Below are 26,590 nucleotides of genomic sequence, written 5' to 3' on the forward strand. Positions count from 1 at the left end.
CGTCATGATCTGCTTGTGGGAACGGTTTATGCATCACCGAATAACCTGCAACACGCGCTGTCGCTGGCAGGGTGGCACAGTGTTAAATCAAGGTGCACCCTCAGTGTAGCAAAGTTAATTGCCAAGCGGTTGGCACAAATCATTCCCAAAAAATATTTTCTGCGATAGTCTTGATTCGCCAGTTGAACGCTAAAACTGTGACTACACTTAATTATGGTTCCCTACCTTTAATCTCGCAGTACGGTGCTATTCAACAAGGAGCTATTCATGACCAAAACTGAGTCAGGACGTTTTGTCAGTTTGCTGACCCGGGAGACCCTGGCATTGATTCTCGCTGGGGGGCGCGGCTCGCGCTTACGACAACTCACCAATTGGCGCGCCAAGCCCGCTGTGCACTTTGGCGGCAAATTCCGCATTATCGACTTCCCTCTCTCCAACTGTGTCAATTCCGGTATTCGTCGTATCAGCGTCCTCACGCAATACAAGTCACACTCTCTCGACCGCCATATCCAGCGGGGCTGGGGCTTTCTCGGGGGCGAGCTGGGCGAGTTCGTCGAGCTGCTCCCGGCCCAGCAACGGTTGGAGACCTCCTGGTACTCAGGCACCGCCGACGCGGTCCTCCAGAACCTGGACATTATCCGCCGGCACAACCCGTCCTATACGCTGATCCTGGCAGGGGACCATGTCTACAAGATGGACTATGGTGCCATGCTGGCCGCACACGTCGAAAATGATGCTGATATCACGGTGGGCTGCGTCGAGGTCCCCCTGGAGCAGGCCAGTGCCTTCGGCGTGATGTCAGTAGACGGGGATCACCGCATCGTCGAGTTTGCGGAAAAGCCCGAACACCCCAAGCCTACGCCCGACAATCCTGATCGGGCCCTGGCATCCATGGGCATCTATGTCTTCTCTACCGAAGTCCTGTTCAAGCAATTATTGCGTGATCGGGACCTGCCCGGGTCATCGCACGACTTCGGCAAGGACATCATCCCTTCCATGATTGATACCCACCGCGTTCAGGCTTTCCCCTTTCGCGATCCGGTCACCGGCGGCGAAGCCTATTGGCGCGATGTGGGAACCGTCGACTCCCTCTGGCAGGCCAATCTGGAGCTCACCAGCGTCACCCCCGAACTGGATTTGTACGACGAAGCCTGGCCGATCTGGACCTATCAGGAGCAGGTACCGCCGGCCAAATTTGTCTTTGACGATGAAGGCCGACGGGGCAAGGCCATCGATTCCATGATCGCCGGGGGCTGTATTGTCTCGGGCGCCAAGGTCAAGCACTCGCTCCTGTTTTCACGTGGTCGTGTGCACTCCTACAGTGAAGTGACCGACTCGGTGCTGTTTCCCAACGTGGATATTGGTCGCCACTGCCGCATCCGTAAGGCGCTGATTGATCGGCACTGCAAAATTCCCGAAGGCACCGAAATCGGTTACGACCTGGAAGCGGACCGCAAGCGCTTTCACGTGTCGCCGGGCGGTGTGGTTTTGGTAACGCCGGAAATGCTTGACGAGGATTTCCCTCATGTCCTCTAAGCCTATGCGTAAAACGCCGGTGGTGCTGTGCTGGCACATGCACCAACCGGATTACCGCGATCGCGTTCAGGGGCAATTTGAGCAACCCTGGACCTATCTGCACGGCACCAAAGATTACATCGAAATGGCTGCGCACCTGGAGGCACACCCAAAAGCCAAGGCCGTGGTCAACTTCGCCCCCATTCTGCTCGACCAACTGACCGACTACGGTACGCAAATCAATGCCTACCTTGCGGGAGAGGGCGGCTTAAATGATCCGATGCTGGCGGCGCTCGTGGGCGATGACCTCCCCGAGCCGGGGAGTGAGGACTTCGACCGCATTGCACATCAGTGCCTGAAAGTGAATCGTACCCGGGTGATCGAGCGCTTCCCGGCGTTCGCTGCTCTGGCAACCCTGGTTGAGACGGATCACGTTCTGCGCTACGTAGGCAAACAGTTCTTGTGGGACCTTCTGGTGTGGTATCACCTGGGGTGGATGGGTGAAACCGTACGCCGCAACGACGAACGGATTCAGGCTCTGCAGGATAAAGAGTGGCACTTCGACAGCGCAGACCGGCGACTACTGCTGGGCATAATCGGCGAGTTGATTAACGGCATCGGCCCTCGCTACCGGCGCCTGGTGGCAAGCGGCCAGGTTGAGCTGGCCATGAGCCCTTGGGCCCACCCGATTGTGCCTTTGATGCTTGACCTGAATAGCGCAAAAGAAGCAATACCTGATGTCGCCATGCCTGAGGCGGAGACCTACCCAGGCGGGGAGGCCCGGGCACGCTGGCATATTGAAACCGGCTTGCGCGTCTTCGAAGGTTACTTCGGTACGCGTCCGGCGGGCTGCTGGGCGTCAGAAGGTGCACTCAGTAACGCCACGCTCGCGCTTCTGGATGACTACGATTTTGAATGGACGGCCACCGGTGACTCGGTGCTGCACAACAGCTTGCGGCACCCTGACAACGGCGCGCTTAAAGAGACGCTGGACAGCTATCACTGGCACTACCGCTTCGGTGGCCAGGCGGTACGCTGTTTCTTTCGGGACGACGGCCTCTCAGACCTTATCGGCTTCAAGTACGCTGACTGGCATGCCGACGACGCCGTTGGCGACCTGATTCACCATATGGAAAATATTGCCAAGGCCCAGGATTCTGGTGACACCATCATCTCGATCATTATGGATGGCGAAAACGCGTGGGAATACTATCCTGAAAATGGGTGGTATTTTCTCGACGGTCTTTACCAGCAGTTGACGGACCACCCGCACCTGGAGCTGACCACCTATCGCGACCTGATTGACCGAGAGGAAGGGCCCGACGCAGTGCATCTTAAGAACCTCGTTGCGGGTAGCTGGGTCTACGGCACGTTCTCAACCTGGATTGGCGACAATGACAAGAACCTCGGTTGGGATTTACTGTGTGCCGCGAAAAGCGCCTATGACCAGCGCATCGACCAGCTCGACGAGGAAACTCGCCGAGCGGCGACAGAGCAGTTGGGTGTGTGTGAAGGCTCCGACTGGTTCTGGTGGTTCGGTGACTACAACCCGGCGGACAGCGTGAGTGACTTTGAACGCCTCTATCGCCTGCATTTGAGTAACCTGTACCGCTTGCTGGATCTGCCCGTGCCGCCCGCTTTGCTGGAAGTCATGAGCGTCGGCAGCGGCGCACCGGAACACGGTGGCGTGATGCGTCACGGCCATGCCGAAGCGGAAGAGGGCGGACGACGATGATTGAGGTGCCCGCGAGCCTGAGCCCACTGTTTACCACTCGGCGCGCTGGCGTTTTACTGCATCCTACGTCCCTCCCATCGGCGGGGGAGTGCGGTAACCTGGGTAAAGAGGCTTACCACTTTGTGAACTTTCTGGCCGATGTAGGGCTGAGTGTATGGCAGATGCTACCCGTTGGGCCGACCCACGCGGATCTGTCGCCTTATCAATCGCTCTCGTCCTATGCTGGAAACCCGCGTCTGATCTGTTTGGACTGGTTGGTGGAGCAGGGCTGGTTTGGCGCCGAAAGTATCGCGGGCCACACTGACGAAAATCGCGGGGCAATATTTGTTCAATTGGCGGAACAATTTACGCGTGAGCAGGTAAAAGAAAAGAGTGCACTGGGAAAACGTTTTGAGACGTTTGTTGAAGACAACGCACATTGGCTTGAGGATTTTTGCCTGTTCCAGGCACTCAGGGACCACTACCGCAAGGACCCCTGGTATCGCTGGCCAATGCCGATCAGGCACCGGGAACCGGAAGCGCTAACCGAGGCGCATAAAGACCTTGCTCAGCCTTTGCAGCGCTTGCGTTTCGAACAGTTCTGTTTCTTTGCTCAATGGCAGGCCTTGAGAGAGTACGCCCACAGCAAGGACGTGTACTTTTTTGGGGACATTCCGATTTTTGTGGCCCATGACAGTGCAGACGTATGGGCGAACCAGGGGCAGTTCCACCTGGATGATGACGGTCAGCCCATTACCGTGGCGGGCGTACCCCCGGATTATTTCTCCGAAACCGGGCAGCACTGGGGCAATCCGCACTACCGCTGGGACGTGATGCAGGACGATGGCTTTCAGTGGTGGCTGGGCCGTATTGACGCGCAACTCGCGCTCTACGATTTGTTACGCGTTGACCACTTTCGTGGTTTTGACGCTTACTGGTCAATCCCCGGTGGCAGCGAGGACGCTCGCACGGGGCACTGGGAGTCGGCGCCGGGGAGGGCGCTGCTGGATACGTTGTTCGAACACGCTTCGCCACTGCCCATCGTCGCGGAGAATCTTGGCGTCATCACCCCGGAGGTGGAAGCACTGAGACTGGATTACCAATTGCCCGGGATGCGGGTTTTACAGTTTGCCTTTGATGGCAATCCGCAAAACCCGCACCTGCCGCATAACCACGAGCCGTTAGAAGTGGTGTACACAGGGACACATGACAATAACACCAGCCTGGGATGGTTTGAGGGGTTAACGTCGGATGAGCGAACCTTTGTTCGGCATTACTTTGGCTGTGCCAATGATGAGGGCCACTGGCTTCTGATCAAGGCAGCGTTGGCGTCAGTCGCGCAGCTGGCCATAATCCCTATGCAGGATGTATTGGGCTTGGGGAATGAACACAGGATGAACTTACCGGGTACGGTGGACGCCAATTGGCGTTGGCGCTTTGAATGGCAGCAGGTCCCTCCGGAGCTGGTGCCAAGACTGCGCGAATTGCTTCACCTTTACGGACGTTTAACCGAATGATTGCACAAGTGAGGGCAGCACTATGGATAATCGTCGAAGCGAACGTGTGGCAACGGACTTGCCCGCACAGATTTTCAGAAGAGGACTCCCCGTAGCGGTCGGGCGCATCAAATTTTGTAGCCGCCACGGGCTCTTTATCGAAACCGACTACCAGAACGTCGGCCCCAACGACCAGTTGGATCTGACGGTCATTTTGCGGCGCAACGCCGGCGAGATGCCCAAGCGTTACAAGCTGGGCACCCTGGTTGTCCGTAAGGCCAAGAAAGGACACGGGCTGGCGCTGGAAACCCTGGCCGATAACGATGCTTTCGAGCTGCGCCAGCTGGTTCAGTGCGCCAGCGCCAATAGTCGTCGCTCCACCCAGGGAATGACCTGGGCGTACCGGTCGTGAAATGATCCCCACAAGTGTCGGATTGCGGCTCCACCTGGTCTGGTCCATTGGGCATCACGTCACGCACTTATTGACTGAGTAGGTCGGATTAGGCGAAGCCGTAATCCGACACCTCTGGTACCGAACATTAACCAAAGCTGTCACGAGGCCCTTGTGAAAAAAGTCCTATTCCTGTGTGTCGCCAACAGTACCCGCAGCCAACTTGCCGAAGGCCTGGCTCGCCACCTCTGGGAGGGCAAAGCCAAAGTCATGAGTGCCGGTTCCAAACCCACCCAGCTCAATCCGTTGGCGGTGAAAGTACTGGCAGAGGAAGGCATTGATATCAGTCACCACCGGGCAAAATCTGTTCGGGAAATGAACCTCGATGGCGTTGACCTCGTAATCACCTTATGTAAAGAAGAGATCTGTCCAAGTCTGCCCGTGCAAGTAGAGCACCTGCAGTGGCCCATAGACGACCCGGCAAAAATCGGTACCGAGGATGAAGCCGAGGCGTTAGCGGCCTTTCGCCAGGCCCGAGACAGTATCGCCAAACATATCAAAGCTCTGGAGATCTAATGATTGGCCTTTGGCTGCTGGGACTTGCCAGCCTCGTACTCCCTGCCTACGCTCACTATCGCCTGCCAACTCACACCTCGTACCCATCAGCGCTGTGGATCACCCGACTCTTTTTGTTGGGCTTGGGGCTTGGCGTTGCGTGGGTTACCAGCTTCCGCTATTTTGCCCACCTGGACGACGCTGCGCGTCTGCCCCTGCTGCTCTTTGGTTTTGGGATTGCACACTTCCCCGCGGCAGGTGTGCTTTACCTCAAGCAGTGGCGCAGGAATGACCTGCGCCGTACGCAAAATCCTCCGGATTAGGGCAGGGCATCCAGTGTTGCCTGTACCTCGTCTCTGGTAGGTTTGAGTTGTGCCAGACCCTTGTGCTGGCGGCGCATGCCCAGCGCGTGCAGCAGCGGCACTGCGATAAACACCGACGAGCCCGTGCCGAGCACAATTCCGAACAGCATTGGCCAGGCAAAACTTGCCACCGCAGCGCCGCCCACCAGAGCCATAGGGGTCAGGGCCAGCATTGTGCTGATAGAGGTCAAAAGTGTACGCGTGAGGGTAGAGGAGACACTGTCGTTAAATAACGACCAGAGTGAATGTTCGGAGGCATCTCGTAATCGCTCCCGAATACGGTCAAACACCACAACCTTGTCATTGACCGAGTAGCCGATCAACGCTAGCAGGGCCGCAACGGCTGTCAGGTTGAACTCGATTTTTGCGAGAGCAAAAAAGCCCACCGTTATCACCAGATCCATGGCCAGCGTCAGTGTTGCCGCCAGCGCAAAGTGCGACTCAAACCGAAACCAAAGGTAGGCCAGCATGCCGGAACCGGCAATCAATACCGCCAGAATGGTCGCCTCGGTAAAGTCGCCACTGACCTTGGGTCCAACCATTTCGACCCGGGGGAATGTCGCCTCGGCGTCTGCCGTGAGAACGTCATCTTTCAGCGTCTGTATCAGCGATCCGGAGGCAACATTATCGGCGGTCTGCGCAGGTAGCCGAATCTGGAAGACTCCGGCGTCCCCAAGTTCCTGAATCGATGTGCCCTCAAGTGTTGGGTGCGCCAAACTGTTGCGCAGCTGTTCCACGGTCAGTGTCGAGCGCACTTCCGCGATACTGCCACCGGTAAAATCAATCCCGTAGGACAGCCCCTGAACAGAGAAAAGGCCAATGGACACCGCGCAAAGTAGGGCGGCAAAGGCCAGGCTTGCGACGCGCAACTTTAAGAAATTGATCGACCTTCGGCCCAGCGTATTCATCCACTGCGGTCCGGGAATGACCAGTGGTCTGCGCCCCAACCCCCTGACACGCCACTCCATCAATACCCGCGTTATCCCAATCGCGGTAAACATGGAAGTTAACAAACCAATACCCATCGTGACCGCAAAGCCACGCACCGGGCCGCTGCCGAACAGAAACAACAGACTGATCGCAATCAGGGTCGTGACATTGGAATCCAGGATTGTTGCCCAGGCGCGCGCAAAACCGGCATCCAGCGCTTTCCAGGCACTGCTGCCACGGTGTACCTCTTCGCGGATACGTTCATTGATCAGAATGTTCGCATCCACCGCCATACCGATACTCAGAATAATACCGGCGATACCCGGCAGCGTCAGCGTTGCGCCAAACAGGCTCAAGACACCGAAAATCAGCCCAATGTTTAATGCCAGCGCCGTGCTTGCGATCAAGCCCCAGCGGCGATAGACCACCAACATAAAACCGAACACCAGCAGAGTGCCCACCAGGCCCGCGCTGATACCCATGGCGATGGCATCGCTGCCCAGCTCCGGGCCGACGGTTCGCTCTTCCACCACCTCGAGCGGTGCGGGCAGGGCACCGGCGCGCAGCAACAGAGCCAGATTGCTCGCCTCGGCCGCTGTAAAGTGTCCACTGATCTCGCCGCTACCACCAGCAATCACCGAGCGAATAACCGGCGCGGTAATCACTTCGCCATCAAGCACCACAGCGAGGGCGCGACCCACATTGGCACGCGTCAGCTCACCAAAACGGCGGGCACCCGCATCGTCAAGACGAAAGGTCACGACCGGTTCTCGGGTCTCGGGATTAAACGCCATGCGTGCGTCCCGAATATGCTCACCTTGCAAAGCGACGGCCTGCTCAAGACTGTGCATAAAATCGCCGTTGGCGTCGGGCAAATGCAATCGGGGCGCGGCCGAGCGCTCATTGGCGGCCCAATGGAAAGTCATCTTGGCGGTGGTTCCCAGCAGGGTGCGGATACGGCTCGGGTCATCGACGCCGGGCAACTGCACCAGAATGCCGTCGCCACCCTGGCGGGTCACGGTCGGATCTGCCAGCCCGGTTTCATCCAGGCGCCGGCGAACCATCGCCAGGCTGCGGTCTATCACATCCTCCAGCGCCGCTTTGCGCTCATTCGCTGACAATGCGTCCAGACCCAGTTCCGTGGTATCGATATTCAGCAGCAGCTGCGAACCACCGCGCAAATCCAGGCCCAGGGGCACTTGATTAGCGCTGTACCAGCTCGGTAAGTGCTGCGTGAAGGTTAGCGGTAACACATTCGGCAGGGCGCTCAACAGGCCCAGCAGTACCACCAGGCCATAGACAATGGCCCGAGATTTCAGGGATTTCATGATTTTTCCTCGTATAATCCAGTATTTTTAGACGAACTTATAAGCGGATTAAACGAGTGGCGGCCCCCGGGACGAGCGCCCAAGCAGGAATCGGGAAACGGAAAAAGCCGTGAAATACCGGTCTGGCGCCGCCGTTTTGGTCGTCGGAACAGGAAAAAACCCGGTCGCCAAAGCCATCGCCAACGGGTCGTCGGGCGCGTCGCCAAACGGCGAACAGCCCTGAGACGGCACGCCAAGACGCGCGGACGACTGAAGTCCCAGAACCGGGTCGACAGCAATGGCAAAACCCGTATCAGAGGGTAACCGAGCATCCTGGCTGGCTGCTCCGGTGCTGAGCACGCCCAGCAACAGAATCAGCAATACCGCCCAGACGCTGCGGAAAGCGCCAGCGGAGCGTGATATGCCAAAGACCGGATCAGAGTTCATGGAGCTTTCTCAAGAAAGATTCCCATAAATTGGGGGCGCCCGGGGGTAAAGTCAATGCCGGTTCGGAGAAATATCCGGCAGGTAATGGGGCTTGACGACGATCCCATTCTATCTGGCATTGCGTATAATGTATATTATGTTAAATTATGTGTTATCCTGCATGACATTGTCAGAAACGACCCGTTGTCATTTCAATATGAGACTGAGATTGGTCTCAGTACCGTTTGAAACGCGCTAACCCTTGCTACGCCTAGCTTAGCGGCCTATTCTGCTACTGGCCCTGCTACTGATTTTCAAAAATAAGATGAGATTCTTGCCAATTTTGACGTCTACTAAAATTACCTTTGCCGTGCACTAACAGCGTATGGCATAGACCTGAAGCGCTCGTTTAGTCATCAGTTAAACCTATTATCAGTTTAAAATTGTCCAATTATGGAAAAATAAATTATGTAACAACAAGTTACATGGTGTCGCAGCGAAAAATCATCCGATCTTGTATCAGTTTACGTGTTAGTGACAGCGCGTCCACTATGAGTTCTGTCGTCGCTGGGAAGCGTCCAGCGCTCATTTTCGACACACCGCCCTACCGCCTTTTGCTGTCCTCTCAGGGTTGAGGTTCCGGCCCTGGACTCGGCGTTCTGTGCACGGAAGGCTTGCAGGTCGTCTTTCCTACATTCAAGGATGTCTCCAACTGTCCGCATTCGGCCAAAAGCAGACACAGAGAAAGCTACCAGTCCGACTTGTTCGGGTAGTTCACGCGACCCTTGAAATACTCTACATTAAGCGACTGATTGATTCGCACCACTCCAATTGAGTGCGATAACCGTCCGCTGCTTCGATAGGTCTCTTTCTCATAGCGCTGAAGATCGAAGAGCAATAGCAGTTCTTTGTCGTACTTCGCCAGAACTTTCTTAAGTACACTTGATTTGCAGAGCAGAAACAGTCCCGGATGGGGACCGTCTTCTCGGTTGGTTTCATTGCGTCCCCAGGCTTGGGTTCGAAGTGAAAGCGTCCCGCGATTGTTATTCCAAAAACATCCGAACGCATCTCGCCGTGTCAGCTTACAGAACTTCGAATATTCTTGCGCAAGATGCGGCCGTAAATTGGCGACCGAAACGCCATATGGATCATTCTCATCCAACCTGGTCTCGCCGGACGGACAAAAGATCCAGGGTGAGTACTCCTTCTTATCGCTGCGCAGATATTCATCATCTTCGTCGCCCTGGAACGCAGGAACCCAAGCTAGTATGGGCTTTTCGCGAATAAGCTTTCTCGCAAGCTGCTCGGCCTTTTGGGGCGGAACAAGCGCAGAGGATAGTCCGATCTCAACACCATCGGATGAATACCATCTTCCGTGAACAATCAGTTCTCTACCAACGCCTTTCTCAATATCAAGGCCGGCGAGCCCCATAATCTTCTTCTGATCGCCGGTTATCGCGAGTCCGTTCTTCTTATATTCCAGCAGTCTCACAGAGGCGGCATCAGGCGTCCTGTCTGTTCCATCGGATAGCCACAATCCATCCTTGCGAGTAAGCACGTAGCGATCAAGCCACTCTTCCCAAGGGTCATCCTCATACCACCAGTCATCAGTTACAGAATGGGCGGCCAGGAGCTTACCTGCAGCAATGAACAAAGCATGCCAGCCGAGCTGTTGGCCGTAACCGTGAAAGCGCGTAGTCATCTCCCGAGAACTTCTCACGCGCGTTTCGCGGCCTCCATCCTCATACATGTGTGTCATTGATGGATCAAGCTTTTGCACGATGCCCGAAATCAGATCATCAACCTGCCAGCAACCCTTGCCGAACACGCGACCGAGGCTATCAACATCATACTTCCTGAAGTCGTACTCCAGATGAAAACGAAAGGGCGGCTCGGGCACTGACTTCGGACGCCCCTGAAAGAAGCCGCCTCCGTTTCGGCTCTTTTTTCGTAAGCGCGGATACGGAGACTTGTTGGCGTTGCGCCCGGTTTCTAATGTGGCTGCGTCAAGCGTCAGTTTGCCACGATCTACACAGGCAAGGAGGGCGTTGGCAGCAAAGTGCCGCATAAGTACGTGGGGATCATCCTTCTCCATGAAGACGACCAGGAGTAGATCTTTGTAACGCGCGACCTGATCTGGATGATCAAGAGCAGCGCGCGCAAGGGCGATCAGGAGCCACAACCGAGCATGAAGGTAGTAGAACACCAGTTCGGGTGCCTGGAATGGTGCGGCTGTCTTTGTACCGAAGGCGGCAACAACCTTATCAACAATGTCCCAGCGCCCGAATTTTGCAAATCGACGTATGCAGTGAGCCGCGCGCCACCTGTCAACAGCATGGGGTGAACCGAGCACGCGCCAAATTAGCCCAGCCGCGATTTCGACAAAATCATCTGCTGGGTAGCAGCCAGCTTTCCAAGGACCGTCTGTGACGTTTTCGGCAATCCGTGCCGAGTCACTGGAGAGGAGTCGCTTCAGCGCAAGCTGCCCCTGCCCTTCATCCGCTTCAGGGCATATGAAATTTGCGAACGCAAGCCATACCGATCCAGCGACAGTGCTATCAGGGCGTGAGAAGACCTTTATCATCTCAAGGACGAGTTCGGCCATAGGCACGCCCGTGAACTCGGATATCTCATTGATGTTCGACCCCGAGAATCGACCGTCATCGACCAAATCATCAGCATGGGCAAGAATCAGCGGCTGTGCCAAGCTCCTGTAGACGCCCGCAAGCGCCGCGGATGATCCGCCCCACGCTTCCTTTGCATCTTTTAGCTCTGCGAATTTCCAATAGAAGAACAGATTTTCGAGGTTAGCAACATTGCGCACATACTGTCCACGCGCCTGAAAGGGAACTTTGGCTCGCAGCGAGGAAAAGAATTCACCTTTTAGGTCATACATGTTTCCCAGTGCATTGAATTCTTCAATGGCCTTTACAAGCGATGCCTCGTCGGTCGGATTCGTCGCTTCAGCTATACGCGCGAGTGCCACCCGGTTTGCACTGTCACGTTTGGCAGCTTCTCTACGCATCTTCGGATCAAAGCTGCAGCTACTTCCATATGCAGTATTTCGCCCTTGCCTTGCTATCTCATATCGTTCCTGCGCGGCTTTCAGGTGCTTCGTTAGATCATTCGATGTACCCAACGCTTCATCAGCCAGCACGTAAAGTGTCTCGACAGTCTCGACACTCGCTATCGTCGGGTTGTCATCCTCGAACTGCGTAATCAGTTCCGTGACAGTTTCGGCATCCGGCCCAGCCTGGGCGCGCAACGCTTCGGCAAACTCCTTCGTCCCGGCATAGAAATATTCAACCGGATTGGCGAGGCGGTTTAGGCAAAGTGCATCCTTCGGATCGATCTTCCCCGCTTCGAGCAGGCCCGTAAGATAGGTGAAAAGTGTGTTGTCCAGAGCTATCCTGTTGCGGTCATCCCATCGGCTGAGCTTGGATAGACCGCGTATACCAGCCGCCTTCGCCATGCCGCGACCGTACGCACCCCAGAAAAACTTCTCGGGCTCCTCGCCCATATTGAGTTCGCAGATATTGCTGAGCGTGTGAAAGTCACGTTCGTCCAGTTCGTCACCTTTCATCTCTGATGCGAACAAGAGCAGCTCATTTGTGAACAGGTAATCACCTGAGCCGATTGCGTCCATCTGTTCCAGACCATCCCGGAAGTACACAGCAGCCTCATCTAGGCTAGCTGGAAGTATTGCCCGGCCAAGAGCGCCATAGAGAGATGCCCGGTAGGTAACTTCATCCTCTTTCTCGATCATCGCGCGCGCCTTTACGGCCTGCTCGCCTGCAATCGAGTGCAGCGGGATTCGTTGCGCGAGAATCTCGATGATACGAACCAAGTCACTGGCATTGCTCATGTGAGCGTGTACGGCCGTGAGCATGCGCTCTATGGACTCTGGTTTCAGTTCGTTGCGAGACCACAATATGAACAGAACAGCGTCAAGACCCAAGAATTGAAAGAAGGGATCGGTATCCTCAACCCGGTAGTGGTCGCGATTCTTTCGGGTTTGCTCCCAGGCTTCCACAAGCTCGACAAAGCGCTTGTCGATGGTCCGCGCCGATGCTGCGAGTGCAGCCGACAGTGCCTCAGTGATCGCAAGCAGCGGCTCCAGGCGGATGTCAAGAAAGCGCTCGGCCGCCTGCTGCTCATCATAGCTAATGGCATTAGCCGGTACGTTCTTGGTCTGCCCGTCATCGTAACGCGGTTTGCGCGGAAGCTTGGAGAGCTGCTCCTTGGCCTTTTGTCGGAAGATTTTTCCAGAAATAGTCTTCGGAATGCGCGCGCAGACCGATACCAGCTCTTTTGGCAATAGGTCCTTCTCGTGAATAGCACGCTTCTTTGCGGCAGCAAGCAGGGCAACCCGGAACAAGTAAGCGAAGACATCGTTGCGACTAAACGCGTCACGGTATGCCCAGATTCTGGGCCGATCATGCCGTGCTCTTAGTGAAATAGATTGCGCCTCAGCGCCGAGGCCCAACGAGAGCGCGACGGCAGCCGACTTCCTCAGGCCGTCTTCGAGTTCGTAGGTCTTGTGGCGCGAGTAGCTTTGAGGCAAGTCAATCTTCGTCTCCTTCTTGCATAGAGCGGCGAGTTTGACGCAAAGGGGCTTGCGTGTAGCGTTCGTCAGCTCGCGGAATGACAATGCAGCTGCGAGCGGACCGATACTGGGGAGCGCATCGATGAACCTGCCAGCCCAGCGAGCGGGGTGCGTTCCTAGGAAGCTGGCAAGATGCGTGTATCCGAGAACGAGCTGAGAGACTTCAAAGGCATACCAGTCCCGCCAACCTGTCAGGTAGCCAGCCGCATCTTCTGGGCGACCTTCCGAGACCAGAAAGAAACTTGTGGCAGCGATATCGGCCTGATCGGGAACCGGTTCACGATCAAAATCTTTTCGCTCTGTGCGCCGATAATGTTGTATCCACTCTTCATTCGCATAGGCATGTCGGCTCGCCTCTGCCGGATCACCCGACAAAATATTGACGATGGCAAGACGTGCATGCCGCGTTCCCGGCCAAGCCGTTCTTATTTCAAATAGTCGCCGCTGGGCGTCATCATCATCGGCTGCAACGACGAGATCAGGATGTTTCATCAGGTAATCGGCACCACGCTGATCAACCTCGGCTATGGTCGATAGCTCGACGAGCAGCCGCACAAGGCTGTTGTAGTCAACCTTGAGAGCCGCGTGCAAAGTGGCAGCCTTAAGCCGGGCATATTGTATATTGCGCTTGCCAACTGTGCTGGTAATCGAGGCGGGAATACGATCATCGAAAGCAAGGGCGAACAGCCGCTCACCATCATCGAGTTCGTGTAACAGGCGCGGAAGCGCACGGGCCGCATATACCGACGCATCCTGGCGAGCAAGGAGATTGGATGCGACACGCTCAAGCGCATCACGCGATGTCGCGTATCGATTGTGGATCAGCGTTTCCGTTGGCTCATCACGGAACATGAGCCCATGATTGGTGCGCTCCAGTAGAGGGCTTAGGTCCGAAGCAAAGCTCTCAATGGCCGCGAGCTCCATGCCATGAGCGGCGGCATACTCACCCACCGGCACGGGCGGAGGAAGTACCGCCAGCCCTGCAAGAAAGGCACTGAGGTCCTTGTCCTCATAACCTTGCTTTGTAGCCAAAGAGAGCGCATCCGTGATTCTTTGTTGAATCAGATCATCCAGCTCGATGTCTTTGTTGATCTCGGATGGATCGAGAAGACCGCGACCCGCCTTGACCAGGTAATCCAGCACACGCGGATTGCCACCTGACCGGGCGTGCGCGACGTTCACTTCTACGGTCGTGACGCTTTTCAGTCGCGCGCGTAAGAACGCGGCCGTTTCATCCTTGGTAAATGGGTATAGTTCGAATTCATCAAGCTTGGCATAGGTCTTTGGCCTGCGTTCCGATTCGGATCGGCATGAAACGATAAGCTTTACGCCGTAAATCGGTTCCGTATCGAGACTCTCCAGCAGCTTGATTGGAAAGGAGTCTTCGCTGGTCTGGCCTGCCGCGAAAGCAGCGTTGTCGATGGCATCGATAAAGATCGCCAGCTTACGTCCTGGCGTCATACGCGAGAGGGTAGTCAGGCACTGCGTAAGGCGGCGGCGGAATGTGCTGAGCAAAGTGTATACATCGGGACTGTCCGGTAGCATCGGATCGCAGAGGCCGCGAAATGCCAGTGTATTCGCAATATGGATTAGCCCCTTCTTGGGTAAATGTCGCGCGTCTTCCGGAGAGCGGTAAGCACCACCACCAAAACAATCGAAGAAAACAACCTCGTGGTCCGTGGCAATCTTCGAGGCGAGCGAATCCATAAAGACCGTCTTGCCGACGCCGCCGGTCGCATGAATAAGAAACGGCGTTGACGTGTTATCGATGCGAGTCATAGCCTCGCTGAGCTGCTCCCGCTCCAGTACTTTACCTACATCAACGAGGGCCGCATCACAGGGAAGCAGGTCCTTCGGGTCACCGATCTGAAGCGCTGCCAGTACGTCAGTGCGTCTGATCAGATTTCGGTCGGTACCGGCATAACCGGCCTTGTCGCGTACAAGCTCCCGAAGCTTCCCGAGCCGGGCGGCAGCAATCGGATCGCTCGTGGCAGACCAGTCAACGAGCAGGTTGGCAAGCTCGTCCTTTGTTTGCGGCAGGCTCCCGGAGCGTCCAATGATTTTGAGTTTTCGCGCAAATTCCGCCAGTGGCTTTCCCGATAAACCGGAAGCAGTCTTGAACTGCTTCGCCTGTGCCATAACATCACCGCTAACGCTCGACCCCGTCGCCGTAGCCTCTATGGCCTGAAGCAGTGAATCGCTGATTGGCTGGTTCGTGATAAGCTGAAAGTCGAGTTTGTCTTCGACCGCTTCAGCACCGTATTTGCGCTTAAATGAGCGGTAGGTCGCGCCAAACTTTTCTACTGTCTTCTTTGCGTGAGAAGCGCGGAAGTCCTTGTTCTGATTAGCGATGGAGTATTTGAACTGGGCAAAGATTGTTCGGGCGGCATCCTCGAAATTTGTGCCTCGGCCGTAGTAGAACGTCAGATCAGCGACCTCGACCGTAGCAGCGGATGCCCCGGCCTGATCGGCAGGTGAAGGCCCTTCGACAGCGATTGCCTTCAGGTCGGTATCGGGCCATAGCAGCTGCGTCGCTTTGCGAGCTGTCCAAGCTTCATGAAACTCATGTCCGTCCCGTGATGCCCTGACTTTATCGATTTTATGATTTCGTCTCATCATACCCCATGATTCGATTTATGTGCGACTAAACTTAGCCTGACTGCGACCATCAACAAAATTAGAAGCTGATCGCTAAGCCAAATGCGGATCTGGCGCTGAAAACTGAGTGTCCGCTTTGGGTCGATTTCTGACTCTGGCCAAAGGCAGACTTTACATCTATTTGACTTTGAATATTGGAGAACATCATCAACTTATGCAACTATCTGAATCAAATAGCGCTGTGGCTTGTATCTAATTCTCTTTCTGAGCCAATTTATTCAACCCCAAAGGTTCTATATTAAATCTCACTGTTTTGACAAGCATGTTATCTATGTAAATCATTGTTATCTTCAGCAGCGCGAAAAGCTTCTAGAAACTTCTCTCTGTCATTCAGTCGTATCATTACAGGATCATCGCACGAGGATGCTTTTCCGAAAAACACCGCATGTCGTTCTTTTAAGCTTGGTAAAACGCGTGCATATTCTGAACCGATGTAGTTTCCAAGAAATTCCTTACCTGTATCGTCAAACGTCCTCATCGCAAAAATTGAATTGCATTGGTTTAGGATGGTCTTGGTGACGTTTGCTGTCCTCTGTGTAATAAGCAGGCACCCTAAACCATATTTCCTGCCCTGCAAGATGGCCCTCGCACTCGCCGCCGTAGCATTCTTATCACCATCGCTGGCAACGGAGTTCCACTCTGGCACAAGACTATGTGCTTCTTCATAGATTAGGCATGCACGTGCGGCATCCACCATGCCAATCTCTTGGCACGCTTTTAGAGCAGCGCTAGAAAAAACGGCTGTGATTTCACAGGCTGTAAGATCGGTAAATGCAGCCTGATCTTGAAAGGCATTCATCGTTTGCTTGCTGACACGAAATCCAGCAGGATTAAAGATCAGAATTGACTGATCTGTTGCGGGCGAAAGAAATTCAGAAATTTTAGTGTTTACGGCTGCATTGAAAGAATGCAGCGAACCACCTTCATCCTTACCTCTTGTGACGGGCCTTCCCCGTGCGGCGCTAGACAAGTACTGATTAACGGAAGCCTGATAGTCCTGGTCGACAAAGTCTGATAGCAGTGTAGCGTACTGGTCAGTTAGATCGAGACATATAATCTTAATACCTTTTGCGATCATTCGTTCGACCAACTCTATCGAAAGATAGCTTTTCCCAATACCGAGAATGCCGAGAATGGCGGTGTTGTGCGTTACGGCGTCAGAGATGTCGATTGAGATTTGGTAGTCTGTGCCGGGAAAGTGACCTACGGCATCTGCATTGCATTCAAACTCATTGGTCGATTTTATAAAAACGGGTGCGTTAATTCGGGGAAGCCATTTTATTGGCTCAAACTTTCTGTCTTCAGGGTTCCACTTGCCAATCTTCCTGGCTTTAGCGCGAACGTATCCATACTTGTTTTTTTGTTGAACAGCTTCTTCCCGCGTTACACCGCCAACAATCTGATAGATGACGTCGTCGTTTCGAATATTGACATCGATCAGACATCCTTCGGAAAGCTCCTCATCGTTAGTAACTTCTATCTCGATGAACTCAATATCTGAGTCACTATCGACTATGCCGCAAAGAGAGCCGATACGTTCTAACCCCACCACTGCCTGTGCTTCTTCATCGCCAACTGGAAGCAGAGTGGCTGCTCCGCTTCCGACTGTCGCTTTACCCGCCTGTTCCTTTAGCGCTTCCGGAACAGGTAGATTCAATGCTCTCAAAAGAACTCCTTCGTCTCGTCCTACATAGTTGAGAGCGACACCAAGGGTCGTAGGTCCTTGATCGTCGGAAATGGCCATGAGTGTGCCGGACTTGTGGCGAACATCGTCGTCCTGTCGGATTAACACTATCCCTGGAGCCTGATGCGCGGCCACGGTCCCAAGTACGTCAGGCTCATCTTGATCGAATTGTCCATGCACCCACCCGGCGAACTGCCATAAAGCCTCGATAGGATCGAAGGCAACAATCAGGGCCCACGTTGTGAGTATGGCATAAATCTCGATTGGCGAGGCCCGGTGAAATACCCAGGCAAGTATTAGGATAACTAGCGTAAAAATCGTTCTTGGCGCTCCAAAGGCTTTTACTGCGCGTTCAACGCTTAAAGCCCAGGGGCGGCTTTCCCGCCCATGTGTGCGCTTAACCAATAACACGACTATCGAAATAAGGAAGCAAAGAGTACAGGCACTAAAAGCAAGCCAAATTATTATTAGATCGGATTGTAGTGCAGGCTTCGCTGCAACCGCAGCAATCAACGTTCCGGCGGCAACGAACGAGTTAGTTGCGACATCCGCAGGCGGAACGAAGTGAGGATTGAGGAGCCGACTACCTAGAAGAAGGCTTGCGACACCATTGGCAAACCAAAGAAGCTTCTCATTGATCGGAAAGCCTTGCCCGATAACCGCCCATTGTATTATTACCAAGGCAATTAAATACAGGACTGTCGCGGTAGTTCTTCCTTTTTTGTCTATCAATGGAGCTCCTTTGTTTCAATGATCGTGATGTGAAGTTAACGTCCGCTATGGGTCGGAAGCGGACAAGCTATACCGGCTCTGGTCGTGCCGCACTTTTCACGGTAAGGTGAAAAAGACCACAAGGCGGAGAAAATTTGGCCTGGTATTCGCTGCACCAACTTTTAAATGAAAAGCTCTCGTAACGGGATAAAGGGCCTCCCGGTTTCAGCCGCTCGTCGTACCTTTGCTTCTAAAATATCTGTCACGGAAAGTCTTCTATTTAGCATTTCATACAAGTCTAAACCGTCCATGCACACGATGCGTTTCCCTTTCCCAAAAGCTTGAAGCCCGTCGCTAGAGAAACCACTATTGCTCAAAAATAGTCCTCGCGACCAAAGCGCCTTCTGCCCTATCTTTCCTTCAAACGTATGCAAGTCTCCTGCTCCAGTAGGCGCATTTTGCCACTTTGCTTCCAGTAAGTAGGTTTCATTATTCAAAACAAAGCTACCATCAATTTGCTCACCGACCGTTCGGAACGAGGAGCGCGCAGAAAGTCCGTAGGCATCAAATAAGGTTTTTAGGAACCTCTCAAACGCAAATCCACGGCTTTGAGGTGTCAATTCTGACAGTTCAATGAGTTGTGAAAGCAGACGTTGACTTAAATTTTGATCAATTTGGACTTTAGTTTCTTCCTCAGATGACCGCACTCCGGATTCGCCTGCGCCTTCCAGCTTACGAATTATTTGCTTTAGATGCTTCTCGGCAGCACCTGGAATCGACTGATCTGCATAGATTTCCCAACCTTCGAGCAAACCGTTAAGAAACTTCAAAACTTGTACATCTGTAGCCAACCGCCAGAAAGCACGTGTTCTATGAGCTTTAGACCCTGAGGCTTGATCATAAAAGGAGTCAAAAATCGAAACACCGACAATTTCTCTAAAAAATTCATCGAAGGTACGATTGGAAAAGTTGAGCACGTAGCCACTAGACATCCCTAACTCACGTTCCAATTTTTGCTTATCTATCAGACCAAGACTACTCATTTATCTCGCCTAGACGCTAAATGCTTCGACTAAAAGTGTGCGGGCACACTTGCTCGAATCTACCTGGATATTCAACTGCCGTCTCATCGTGTAACTTGTTGATTTATATGAAGCTACCGTTGTCTTTGGGTGGAAGAGTGCGCCCCCCTGACCAAAGTGTGCACTATTTGTCAGCAAATTTAAATGCACCGTAAAAATTGATTAATATTTAATCAGGCTCGTGTGAGGTTGGCCGAAATCACTTACTCCACTTATCTAGTCAGCAACAGCTCGGACTCACCATCAAGCTTCTCCTTAACAGATCTCCATTCCGGCAAAAACCGGTCAAGCAAGCCGTAGAACTTGGGACTGTGGTTGTGCTCAACGAGGTGGCACAGTTCATGGAGCAATACGTAGTCAATCGCACGGGTGGGTGCTTTGATCAGGTGTGGGTTCAGAAGCAATGACCCATCGGGTGAGCAGCTTCCCCACTGGGTCTTCATTTCCAGTATGCGCCACGCTGGGACGTTCTCAGCCCAGGGTAGCGTGTCCACCATCCGCTCCAGTCTTCGCTGAAAAATGTCCAGCGCTCGTTCCCTATACCACTGCCCTACCGCTTTTTGTGTCCGTTCTGGGGTCAGGTTCTGACCTTGGACGCGTAGCTGTCCACGGGTGAGCTTGCAGGTCGTCTTCCGCTGCTCTGGGTCCTCGATCACCTTCAGGACATAGCGCCGGCCCAGATAACGCATACTCTCTCCGCTGACCCATTGGCAAGGCCGGACATGGCGGTTGCGCTCCTCAATGTCGTCCAGATGCTTGAGGACCCACCGGGCTCTCCGCTGTACGGCGGCTTTGACCTCTGGCAGGCGAGCGGACTGCGGAGCGTCCACTTGTACACGGCCGTTGGGGTGGACATGCACCCGGATGGTGGCTTTTTGGTGGTTCGGAAGGAGGCACAAGTGGTACCGGAACTCCCTGTCGCCGTATCTGGCCACATGCTCCGAAGGCTTTTCGTCCTGAGCGGTAGCGATAGAGGTCATCACCTGGCCCCTCGGTTGCGTAGTATCTGCACCACCTCATCCAGCACTTCTTTGGCCTTATCCAGCCCGACCAGGGCGAACAGGCGCGGTAGCAGATTCTTGCGAACGTCCTGCTCAATACCAATGGGGTTGAGCGAGTTCTCTGCCACAGCCCGGCTCACAACTTGGTCGATTTCGAAGGCCTCTTCGATCAGCCGGTCGTCCTGCTCGGCTTCCAGTGCCGCAAAGTCCTCGCCCAGCACCAGCTTAAAGGCACCGTAGTAGGCTTGGGCGTGTTTGTTGCCCCGGAAGGTGCTGACGGGCAGGTCCGGGACATCGCGGTCTTCAACCATTTTCTCCAGATCACTGAACAGCCTGAACTGAGCCTTGTAGTCGAACATGGCCTCGGCTTTTTCAATGGCTTCCTTCAGTAGTGCGGAGAACACCTTCTTGGCGTAGGGGTCATCGCCCAGTTTCTCTTCAATGGTCTTCTTGGTACGGGTCTTGATCTTGTCGGTCTCGTTCCGGGCCTTATCGTCGGACCAGTAATCCGGGTGTGTCTCGCCAATAGACTCAATCACGACCGGCTCTTCACCCTTTTCAACATCAACTCCGGTGACATAACGGTCAATCAGGTCCCGGATCTGGCCCTCATAGGACGAGTAATCAACGGTTTCCTGTGCATCCAGCCGGACGGTCTTGCGTAAATCCGAAAACCATTTGAGGTCCCGCTTATAGCGCCGAATGTCTTCCTCGGTGAACGCTTTGTCCTCAAAGAAGCTCTGGGTTGAGAGCGCTGTCTTCAAGCACATGCCAAATTCCGTGACAGCCTCGTAGAAATCCTCTCGCAGAGCTTGCCGGGTATCGACCTCTTCACCGTCTGGATCGGCCTCGTATTTGGGCATAAACACCTGGCGATACGATTCCTGATCCAGCTTGTTGTCGATGTGGTTGAAAAAGCGCCAGAGTTTGTCGTGCAGGGCCGGTAGCTTTTTGTACTCTGTATCCACGTTGGCATACAGGCCCTCAATATCTTCTATGGCAAAGCCGCCCTGAGTCTGGTTCTCAAAGTCTTGGTAGTCTTTTATGGCGGTATCCAGCTCTTTGAGGATGCCTCGGTAGTCGATCAGGTAGCCGAAGGGCTTTTCCGGGTGCAGACGGTTGACCCTGGCGATGGCCTGGATCAGGTTGTGCCCCTTGAGTTGTTTGTCGATGTAGAGCACTGCATTGCGGGGTTCATCGAAGCCGGTGAGGAGTTTATCAACGACAATAAGAATGTCCGGTGGTCCGTCGGAGCCGAAGTCCTCGATGATGGCTTTCTCATAATCCTGGGGATCACCAGAGACATTTTTCTTCCACCACTCCTGCACCAAAGGCAGGTTGGATTCATCTGCATCGGTGTGCCCTTCCCGAGTATCCGGAGGAGAAATCACGATGGCACTGGTGACCAGGCCAAGGCTGTCCAGAGACTGTTTATAGCGGATGGCACTGAGTTTGCTGTCAGTTGCCAGCTGCCCTTTCAGCTCCAGCCCCGCCTTCTTATAGTTCTCACTGAAATGTACGCTGATGTCGAAGGCATTGAGCCTGATCCGGTCTTCCGCCGTGTAGATTTGGCCTTGGTTGGTGTATTTGCGCTTGAGATCACCCTTCTGGCTGTCCGAGAGTGAGGCGGTGACCTTCTCGAACCAAGTATCGACAGCCTTCTGATTCACTTCCAGCAGGGGTTTGCGCTCCTCATAAAGTAATGGGGTGATGGTGCCATCTTCCACCGCCCGCTTCATAGTGTAAGCGTGAATGATCGCGCCGAATTTTTCGGCGGTTTCGCTCTTCTCATTCTTAAGCAGCGGGGTGCCGGTAAACGCAATAAACGAGGCGTTAGGAAGAGCCTGGCGCATGCGCTGGTGGTTCTCTCCACCTTGGCTCCGGTGGCCCTCATCGACGATGACGATGATGTTGTTGGACGGGTTATAGCACTCCGGCTGCTTGGCGGCCGAGGCGAACTTGTTGATGATGGTAAAGATGATACGCTCGTTCCCGTGGCCAATACGCTCCGCTAGCTGCTTGCCGGAGCGGGTTTTGGCCAGGGCGTCGCCGCTTTTCTTGCCGGCAATGTCGCTGCCGAAGGCGCCGCCGGTCAGGAAAGTCCGCGAGAGCTGCTTCTCCAGATCCACCCGGTCGGTGACCACTAGAATCCGACAGTTCTTTAGAGCGTCACTGAGCAGCAAGGCCCGACAGAGGTACACCATGGTGAAAGACTTGCCGGAACCGGTGGTATGCCATAGCACACCGCCTCGGCGTTCGCCAGTGGGCTTGAAGCCGGAGATGCGCTCCAGCAGAGCCTTTATGCCGAATGCCTGCGGGTAGCGGGCCGCGATCTTTCCGACCTTGCGGTCAAACAGGATGAAGAGGCGGAGAAACTCCAGGAACCGGTTTCGATCCAGTAGGCCTACGAGTAACCGGTCCTGTTCCGTGGGCAGCACGGTCTTGGACCAGAGTTGTTCAAAATAGGACCGAATCTTCGGGGGCTTGCCCTGGAACAGAGCATGCTTGTCCGACGCCGACAAACGACGATTTTTGATGTCCTGGATGGTCTGGTCGTCAAACTCTTCGTCTGTCCACTTGGACCAGAACTTGGCCGGTGTATGCGTTGTACCGTAGCGGCCATCGGTAAGGCTAATGGAAAACAGCAGCTGGGCGAAGGCGTAAAGGTAGGGAATTTCGTCGTTCTTCTGGTTGCGGAGGTTCTGGCTGATGCCCTCCTCCACCATATTCTTGTTGGGATTGCCGGAGGCGGCCCGCTTCGCCTCGACTACCGCCAAAGGGATGCCGTTCACAAATGCCACCACGTCGGGCCGGCGGGTGTGGGTACCCTGGGCCGACAGTACATCCATCTCTTCGGTGACATGAAAATCGTTCTGATCCAGATCTTCCCAATCGATCAGGTGAATCGTGGGCTGTGCCTTCTTGCCACCGACAAACTCGGTCACGGTGATACCCAGGGTAAGGCTGTCGTAAACGGCCTGGTTGGCGTCCATCAAACCCTGCGCCATGGAGGGCGTGGTGATCTCCCGGATGATCTGATCCACCGCCTGATCGGACAACGGGTACCACTCGCCTTTAAACTCAAACCGGCGCCGGCGCAACACCCGCTCCAGCACCGGTTTCATCACCACATCCCGCTGGCTGCCCCGAAGGGCCTGACACTCCGTGGCCGGCAAAAACGTCCAGCCAAGGTTCATCAACGTGGCCAGGGCCGGGATGTGACTGGAATGCTGCTCATTCCCTTGAGGGGTGGTGTTCATGCGGCCTCCGTTTCCACGTTCACCCGACGCTTGCCGGTCAGGAGTTGTTGCATAAGGGCTTTCTTTTCTTTTCGTAAGCAGTTGAGCCGACGTGATAATGCCTCAATTTCAGCAGAGGATGAATAAAGCACGTCCGCAACCCTTTCTTGCTCTTCAATGCAAGGAACGGGAACGGTTGTGCTTAGGAACTCTGATGGTTTGATGTTAAGCAATCCATTATTTCTAACGCCTGTATTTACTAAAGATCCAAGCTGGGGCTTTAGATAGTCCGCTTCGAATAGGTATTTGAAGTATCTGTGGCTCATCCCAGCATTTAGTTTGAAGCAAACATATACGTGTGGAACCAAACCTCTATCGAACTGCTCCAGATCAAAGACGCAACCAAACTCATAAGTTTTCGAGTTTCCCTTGTTGTAGGCAAACTCACCTCTTTCTAGCAGGATATAATTTTTGACACTTTCTCCTGCCATATATCGACTGTACTTATCTTCTTGCTTCACGAATCCGCTTCGTGAGGATATTGTGAGAATTGGGTGTTTCCCTCCATCTGTCTTTCGCTGAATGCGCGAGGAAATCTGGGATATTTTCTTTACTTCCCAGTTATCGCTAAAGGGCTCGCCATCACAACTCAGCAACCGCTTCTTCCCGGTCAGTAGCTGCTGCATCAACCCTTTTTTCCGCTGCTGGCTGTTCTTAAGCAGGCGCTCGGTGGCGGTGATGGCCTGATCCCAGGTGGAGAGGATTTGGGCGATCCTTTTCTGCTCTAAAACTGGAGGAGCTAAAACCTTAAAGCCTCCTATTGCCCTCGTGTCGAGAAAAGGCTGGGCGTTCCCCGTGAAAAGCGCGTGTTGCTGTCGAATTATGGTATCCGAACATAGGAAATAGTATAGGTACCCCGAACAACTCGTAGTTTTAGGGCGAATTCGAGGAGCATTGTATGAGAACGGTAAACCAGAATATTCATCTGGAACCCTAAATATGATTCCCGCAGTAGCACCCGTTCCAGCAATCAAGATATCATCCTTTCTTAAAATGAATCGGTCGATAGCTGAAGTATGGAGAACGTACTTTTTGGAGTCCCCTAAAAAGTCTGAAATGCGAATCAATCGAATTCCGTCGTCTGGAGCTTCGACATAGGTTAAATACTGTGAACCGGCGCCCCTTTTGATATCAGCCAACTCGCTTAGCTGAGTTATAATCCAGCCCTCAGGCACCATAACCCAGCTCCTTCAAATAGCTTTCCATTTGTTCGTTCAATTTCGCAATCTCGGCTTCAATCTCCTTCCGCTCCGCTTGCACGGCCACCAGGTCGATTTCCTCTTCTTCCTCAAAGGTGTCCACGTAGCGGGGAATGTTGAGGTTGAAATCGTTCTCCTGGATTTCTTCAAAGTTGGCCAAGTAGGCGTACTTGTCCGAACCTTGCCGCTGTCTGTAGGTGTCGACCACCTTGGCGATGTTCTCATCGGAAAACTGGTTCTGGTTTTTGCCGGCCTTGAACTCGCGGCTGGCGTCAATGAACAGCACCATGTTGTCAGTTTTGTCCTTGCGGAATATTAAAATCGCGGCCGGAATGCCGGTGCCGTAAAACAGTTTTTCCGGCAGGCCAATAACGGCATCCAGCAGATTTTCCTCAATCAGCTTTTTGCGGATTTTGCCCTCGCTGGAGCCCCGAAACAGAACCCCGTGGGGCACCACCACCGCCATGCGCCCGGTCTTCGGTTTCATCGTTTCAATCATGTGCAGGATAAAGGCGTAGTCACCCTTGGTCTTGGGCGGTAACCCGCGCCGGAAGCGGGCGTACGGATCGCTCTCAGCTCCCTCGACGCCCCACTTTTCCAACGAGAACGGCGGGTTGGCCACCACAATGTCGAAGTGCTTCAGGCCGCCGTTTTCGTTTAGCAGCTTGGGATTGCGGATGGTGTCGCCCCACTCCAACTTGTGATTGTCGACGCCGTGCAGAAACATGTTCATTTTTGCCAAGGCCCAGGTGCTACCGATGGCTTCCTGACCGAACAAGGCAAAGTTCTTGGAGCCGCCATTGCCCTTGCGAATCTGGTTGGCGCATTTGAGCAACAAGGAGGCGGAACCGCAGGCTGGGTCGCAGATTTCGTCGCCCTCCCTCGGGTCGACGATCTCGGCCATCAACTCGGACACTTCTGGCGGAGTATAGAATTCACCGGCCTTCTTGCCGGACGTGGCCGCGAAGTTCTTGATCAGGTATTCGTAGGCATTTCCGATCACGTCCAGCTTGCCGATCCGACTCGGGCATAAGTTCAGCTCCGGGCGGGCGAAGTCTTCCAGAATGTGGCGCAGGATGTCATTTTTTTGCTTCTCGTCACCGAGCTTGTTGGAGTTGAAGCTGATGTCCTGGAAGACATCGGCCAGCTTGGCTATGTTGGCCTCTTCAATGGCGTGCAGCGCCTTGTCGATGCGCTCGCCATTGCCGGGCTCGTGGCGCTGGTCGTGCAGTGCATAGAAGCCTGCCTCGCGAGGCAACACAAAGCGCTCGTTCTTCATCAGCTCTTCAATCAACTCGGGAGTGTCGCCATGCTCGGCCGCATAGGTGTCGTAGTGGTCCTGCCATACGTCCGACAGGTACTTCACGAACAACATGGTCAGCACATAGTCCTTGTAGATGCTGGGGTCTACGGTGCCCCGAAAGGTGTCGCAAGCGTTCCAGACCGCCTTGTTGATCTGTTCCTGCTTGATGGCATCGTTACTCATAGTGTTGAATTCCCGGTTTTTATGTCTGGGCGTAGTATTTGCCGGCCAACCGCATTGATCATGCGCTGTTGGTCCTGGTAACGCCGGATTGGTGCTCGTAGGAAGGTTCAGGTCTGTTTTAAATTCGTTTCGTAGATCGTTGATATTACAGGCTAAATCAAGCTTTTA

General features: G+C 54.1%; 15 protein-coding genes. 6 read left to right on the plus strand and 9 right to left on the minus strand.

Features of this window, described 5'->3' with window-relative positions; all coding sequences use genetic code 11:
- The first annotated feature begins 267 nt into the window (after window positions 1-267).
- The 6 genes from glgC (at window position 268) to DKW72_RS07830 (ending at window position 5,994) form a co-directional block, all read left to right on the plus strand.
- Window positions 268-1,536 carry a glucose-1-phosphate adenylyltransferase gene (gene glgC, locus DKW72_RS07805; RefSeq protein WP_111641792.1) on the plus strand — a complete coding sequence of 423 codons (1,269 nt, stop codon included), beginning with the start codon at window positions 268-270 and terminating at the stop codon, window positions 1,534-1,536.
- A complete protein-coding gene (locus DKW72_RS07810; protein WP_111641793.1) occupies window positions 1,526-3,250 on the plus strand; it encodes a glycoside hydrolase family 57 protein in 1,725 nt (574 codons plus the stop codon). Before glgC ends, DKW72_RS07810 begins: the two co-directional genes overlap by 11 nt.
- Complete coding sequence (gene malQ / locus DKW72_RS07815) at window positions 3,247-4,746, plus strand: 4-alpha-glucanotransferase (RefSeq protein WP_111641794.1); 1,500 nt, start codon at window positions 3,247-3,249, stop codon at window positions 4,744-4,746. The genes DKW72_RS07810 and malQ overlap by 4 nt, the downstream gene beginning before the upstream one ends.
- A gap of 22 nt (window positions 4,747-4,768) precedes the next feature.
- Complete coding sequence (locus DKW72_RS07820) at window positions 4,769-5,137, plus strand: PilZ domain-containing protein (RefSeq protein WP_111641795.1); 369 nt, start codon at window positions 4,769-4,771, stop codon at window positions 5,135-5,137.
- Window positions 5,138-5,290: 153 nt separating this feature from the next.
- On the plus strand, window positions 5,291-5,692 hold the full coding sequence (locus tag DKW72_RS07825) for an arsenate reductase ArsC (protein ID WP_111641796.1): 402 nt from the start codon (window positions 5,291-5,293) through the stop codon (window positions 5,690-5,692).
- Entirely contained in the window at window positions 5,692-5,994 is a 303-nt protein-coding gene (locus tag DKW72_RS07830) for a hypothetical protein (RefSeq protein WP_111641797.1), read from the plus strand. The genes DKW72_RS07825 and DKW72_RS07830 overlap by 1 nt, the downstream gene beginning before the upstream one ends.
- On the opposite strand, the gene secD is transcribed toward DKW72_RS07830, so the two are convergent.
- The 9 genes from secD to DKW72_RS07875 all read right to left on the minus strand — a co-directional run bounded on the left by secD (window position 5,991) and on the right by DKW72_RS07875 (window position 26,422).
- Entirely contained in the window at window positions 5,991-8,291 is a 2,301-nt protein-coding gene (secD, locus tag DKW72_RS07835; protein WP_111641798.1) for a protein translocase subunit SecD, read from the minus strand. The two genes, DKW72_RS07830 and secD, sit on opposite strands and share 4 nt — an antisense overlap.
- Window positions 8,292-8,339: 48 nt before the next feature.
- Window positions 8,340-8,717, minus strand: a complete 378-nt coding sequence (locus tag DKW72_RS07840; protein WP_111641799.1) for a hypothetical protein — start codon at window positions 8,715-8,717, stop codon at window positions 8,340-8,342.
- 727 nt (window positions 8,718-9,444) lie between these two features.
- The gene (locus DKW72_RS07845; protein WP_111641800.1) at window positions 9,445-15,921 is read right to left on the minus strand and encodes a P-loop NTPase family protein; all 6,477 of its coding nucleotides are present in this window, start codon (window positions 15,919-15,921) and stop codon (window positions 9,445-9,447) included.
- 304 nt (window positions 15,922-16,225) lie between these two features.
- Entirely contained in the window at window positions 16,226-18,376 is a 2,151-nt protein-coding gene (locus DKW72_RS07850; RefSeq protein ID WP_111641801.1) for an ATP-binding protein, read from the minus strand.
- Window positions 18,377-18,537: 161 nt separating this feature from the next.
- Complete coding sequence (locus DKW72_RS07855) at window positions 18,538-19,398, minus strand: restriction endonuclease (RefSeq protein ID WP_111641802.1); 861 nt, start codon at window positions 19,396-19,398, stop codon at window positions 18,538-18,540.
- 251 nt (window positions 19,399-19,649) lie between these two features.
- On the minus strand, window positions 19,650-20,336 hold the full coding sequence (locus DKW72_RS07860) for a M48 family metallopeptidase (protein ID WP_198411270.1): 687 nt from the start codon (window positions 20,334-20,336) through the stop codon (window positions 19,650-19,652).
- An 80-nt stretch (window positions 20,337-20,416) separates the two neighbouring features.
- Window positions 20,417-23,698: a type I restriction endonuclease subunit R gene (locus tag DKW72_RS07865; protein ID WP_111641804.1), complete on the minus strand. Its 3,282-nt coding sequence runs from the start codon at window positions 23,696-23,698 to the stop codon at window positions 20,417-20,419.
- Window positions 23,695-24,915 carry a restriction endonuclease subunit S gene (locus tag DKW72_RS07870; RefSeq protein WP_111641805.1) on the minus strand — a complete coding sequence of 407 codons (1,221 nt, stop codon included), beginning with the start codon at window positions 24,913-24,915 and terminating at the stop codon, window positions 23,695-23,697. The genes DKW72_RS07865 and DKW72_RS07870 overlap by 4 nt, the downstream gene beginning before the upstream one ends.
- Entirely contained in the window at window positions 24,905-26,422 is a 1,518-nt protein-coding gene (locus DKW72_RS07875) for a type I restriction-modification system subunit M (protein WP_111641806.1), read from the minus strand. Before DKW72_RS07875 ends, DKW72_RS07870 begins: the two co-directional genes overlap by 11 nt.
- Window positions 26,423-26,590: the final 168 nt, after the last annotated feature.

It is taken from the genome of Marinimicrobium alkaliphilum, assembly GCF_003259155.1.
GTDB classification, from domain to species: domain Bacteria; phylum Pseudomonadota; class Gammaproteobacteria; order Pseudomonadales; family Cellvibrionaceae; genus Marinimicrobium_A; species Marinimicrobium_A alkaliphilum.